Genomic DNA, 3894 nt, shown 5'->3' on the forward strand with positions numbered 1-3894 from the left:
CGAGCCAGGCCAGACGGGACAGATTGATCTGATCCTGCTGGATGTCGGCAAAGTCGGCACCCTGGATGCGGCTCGATACGCCGCGGAAGCAGAGTTCGACAACAGCCCTGGAGAGGCCCACCGCCTCAAACAGCTGGGAGCAGCGGTAGCTTGCCACCGTGCTGATGCCCATCTTGGACATCACCTTGTAGAGGCCCTTGTTGATGCCGTTGCGGTAGTTGAGCATGGCCTGGCGCAGGCTCATCTTGAGCACGCCTTCCTCTACCTGCTTGGCGAGGGTCTCGTAGGCGAGATAGGGGTAGATGGCGGTGGCGCCAAAGCCCAGCAGCACGGCGAAGTGGTGCGGGTCGCGCACGCTCGCGGTCTCCACCAGGATATTGGCGTCGCAGCGCAGGTTGTTGTCCACCAGGGTACGCTGCACCGCACCCACCGCCATGGCGGCCGGGATGGGCAGGGTATCCGGGCTGATGTCCCGGTCTGACAGGACCAGCAGCACCGCGCCGCTGCGGGCCGCTTCAGCTGCCTCGTGGCAGAGACGCTCGAGGGCGGCTTGCAGCCCCTCTTCGGGCAGGTAGTTGAGGCTCAGCACCGCATGGCGGTAGTGCTCACCTTCCAGGGCCAGCAACTGATGGAAGTCGGAGTAGAGCAGGATCGGCGACTGGAACAGCACCCGGTGGGCGTGACCGAAGGTCTCGTTGAACACGTTTTGCTCGCGGCCGATACAGGTGGCCAGGGACATGACGTGATTTTCCCGCAGGGGATCGATGGGCGGGTTGGTCACCTGGGCGAACATCTGGCGGAAGTAGTCGTACAGGGTACGCTGGCTGGAGGAGAGCACCGCCATCGGGGTGTCATCCCCCATGGAGCCCACTGCCTCCTGGCCATTCTCGCCGAGCACGCGGATCACCTGATCCAGCTCTTCAAAGGAGTAGCCGAACAGCTTCTGGTAAGTCTTGAGCCGGTCATCCGGGAATTCCCGCGACCCCGTGCTGGCATCGTCCATCTGCTCGAAGGGCACCAGGCGCTTGCAGTGCTTGTCCATCCACTGCTTGTAGGTGTGACGGCTCTTGAGATCGTCGTCAATTTCGAAGCTGGTCCAGATCTTGCCGTTGCTGGTATCGACCACGAACAGCTCCCCCGGGCCGACACGGCCCTTCTCCAGCACTTCGTCCGGGGTGTAGTCCCAGGTGCCCACTTCGGAGGCCAGCGTGATGAACTTGTCCTTGGTGATGACGTAACGTGCCGGACGCAGACCGTTTCTGTCGAGTGCGCAGGTGGCGTAACGACCGTCGGTCATGACGATGCCGGCCGGGCCGTCCCAGGGCTCCATGTGCATGGAGTTGAAGTCGTAGAAGGCGCGCAGGTCGTCATCCATGTTCGGGTGCTTCTGCCACGCAGGCGGGATCAGCAGGCGCATGGCACGGAACAGGTCCATGCCGCCGGCCAGGAAGAGATCCAGCATGTTGTCGAGGCTGGAGGAATCCGATCCCGTGGTGTTGACGAAGGGGGCGGCCTCTTGCAGATCGGGGATCAGCGGGGTGGCGAACTTGTAGCTGCGCGCCTTGGCCCACTGGCGGTTGCCGGCAATGGTGTTGATCTCGCCGTTGTGGGCGAGGTAGCGGAACGGCTGCGCCAGCGGCCAGCGTGGGCTGGTGTTGGTGGAGAAACGCTGGTGGAACACGCAGATGGCGGCCTGCATGCGGATGTCGGCCAGATCCAGATAGAAGCGCGGCAAATCCACCGGCATGCACAGTCCCTTGTAGACGGTGACCAGGTTGGAAAGGCTGACCACATAGAAGTAGTCGTCGCTGATGCGCTTCTCGATGCGGCGGCGCACGATATAGAGGCGGCGCTCGAGATCCTTGTCGACCCAGCCCGGGGGCGCGTTGACAAAGACCTGTTCAATGCTGGGCAGGGACGCCTTGGCGATGGAACCGAGTACGTTGGTATCGATGGGCACCTTGCGCCAGCCGACCAGACTCAGGGTCTCTCTTTCCAGCTCCTCGTCGATGATGTCGCGAGTTGCCTGGGCCAATACGGGGTCCGGGTTGAGAAACAGCATGCCGACCGCGTAGTTGCGGCCCAGGTGCCATCCCTTCTCTTCGGCGACAGCTCTGAAGAAGCTGTCGGGTTTTTGCAGCAACAGGCCGCAGCCGTCGCCGGTCTTGCCATCGGCGGAGATACCGCCGCGGTGCTGCATGCGAGCCAAGGCTGACATCGCGAGACGGACAAGCTTGTGGCTGGCTTCCCCTTCCATGTGGGCCAACAGGCCGAAGCCACAGTTATCCCTCTCCAGCTTTGGATCATATAGTGACATTGCATTTCTCCCTTGCTCGGCCTTCCATCGCACTGTCATCAACAGACTGCATAAATTGCGATTGGCTCTTGTGGTTCCGTCCGCCTGAGGTGGCGAATCTCCAAACTAATGGGATTTTCGGGCAAGGTCAATTGGACATCCCGCTTGTTTGCAATGTTACATCACCATAACAAAATGTGGGTTTTTGAGACTCAATCAGCATTTTTGTGTATTTATGACTGACTTTTATTTATTTGTTGGATTTATATTCTGGTTATGGACGATTTAGTGGTTGACTGCATGGTGGCGGGAAACTGTAGTAATTTTACAAAGTCATCTCTGGTGTGCTTGGCGGGGATCACATTTCAGGATCCTGCGTCTTGCATTTGTCCATAAGCAGACTAAACAGGATTTTTTCAGTAGTTACAGCCGGTTATGGGCGAGAGGTTATGACACTTTTCTCCAGGTGGCAGGAGTGACAGGTTGTCAAAAGTGACCGTGAATGCTGACTGTTGGGTATTTATAGCATCTAGCGTGAATATTTATATGATTTTTGGGTAGAGAGCGGGATTGATCCAGCGCAGCCTGCCCGCCGGGCTGCGTCGCTAGAATGACACCTCATTTCGGAGGTGTCATGCAGTTACACGAACTCATCAATACATTTGGCCAGGATCTCAAGCAGCGCCACGGCCAGAAGATCCACAAGCTCTCCATCCATGGGGCCTTTACCTGCCCCAACCGGGACGGCACCCTGGGCCGGGGTGGCTGCACTTTCTGCAATGTCTCCTCCTTTGCCGACGAGTCGGCCCAGCAACTCTCCGTGGTGCAGCAACTGCTGGCACGCCGGGACGAGGTGACCCGGGCCAGGCGCTATCTGGCCTACTTTCAGGCCTATACCAGCACCTATGCCGAAGTGGAGTACCTTCAGCGCATGTATGAAGAAGCCTTGTCGGTGAGCGACATGGTGGGGCTCTGCGTCGGAACTCGCCCTGATTGTGTACCCGATGCGGTGCTGGATCTGCTGGCAGGTTATCAGGCCCGCGGCTACGAGGTGTGGCTGGAGCTCGGGCTGCAGAGCGCCAACGACAAGACGTTGCAACGCATCAATCGGGGCCACGGCTATGCCGCCTATGTTGACGCTGTAACCAGAGCCCATCTGCGGGGCATCAAGGTGTGTGCCCACCTCATCGTCGGCCTGCCCGGCGAGGCGCCGATGGACAGCCTGGAAACCCTGCACCGTGTCGTGGAGACCGGCGTCGAGGGGATCAAGCTTCACCCACTGCATGTGGTGGAGGGGAGCACCCTTGGCAAGGCGTGGCAGGCGGGACGGCTGGATGTGTTGACGATGGAGCAGTATGTGGCGGCGGCGGTCGCCATGATCCAGTACACGCCTCCCGAGGTGGTCTATCACAGGGTCTCGGCGTCGGCGCGCCGCCCGACCCTGCTGGCCCCCGCCTGGTGCGAGAATCGCTGGAGCGCCATGACCGCCATTGCCGCGGCGCTGGCACGCTCAGGCCCTCAGGGGCACTGCCTGGGACGCCCTTTTTCTCTGGCGTTGTCCCAATTACATGTTGAAAGGCTAACCTTGAAGTAGGTCA

2 protein-coding genes are annotated in these 3894 nt (G+C 60.0%); one reads left to right on the plus strand and one right to left on the minus strand.

Translation table 11 applies throughout. The features are described from left to right. The coding region (gene gltB / locus AACR77_RS19350) for a glutamate synthase large subunit (RefSeq protein ID WP_042879453.1) at positions 1–2317 on the minus strand (2317 nt) is incomplete at its 3' end. 613 nt (positions 2318–2930) lie between these two features. On the opposite strand from gltB, the gene AACR77_RS19355 reads away from it, so the two are divergent. After that, the gene (locus AACR77_RS19355; RefSeq protein WP_042879455.1) at positions 2931–3890 is read left to right on the plus strand and encodes a TIGR01212 family radical SAM protein; all 960 of its coding nucleotides are present in this window, start codon (positions 2931–2933) and stop codon (positions 3888–3890) included. Positions 3891–3894 lie beyond the last annotated feature (4 nt).

The sequence above is a fragment of the Aeromonas sp. ZOR0002 genome, from assembly GCF_963866995.1.
Taxonomy (GTDB): Bacteria; Pseudomonadota; Gammaproteobacteria; order Enterobacterales; family Aeromonadaceae; genus Aeromonas; species Aeromonas caviae.

What these genes read in the sequence shown, in the direction of transcription:
- AACR77_RS19355 (WP_042879455.1), top strand. Translation starts at nt 2,931, where the DNA reads ATGCAGTTACACGAACTCATCAATACATTTGGCCAGGATCTCAAGCAG.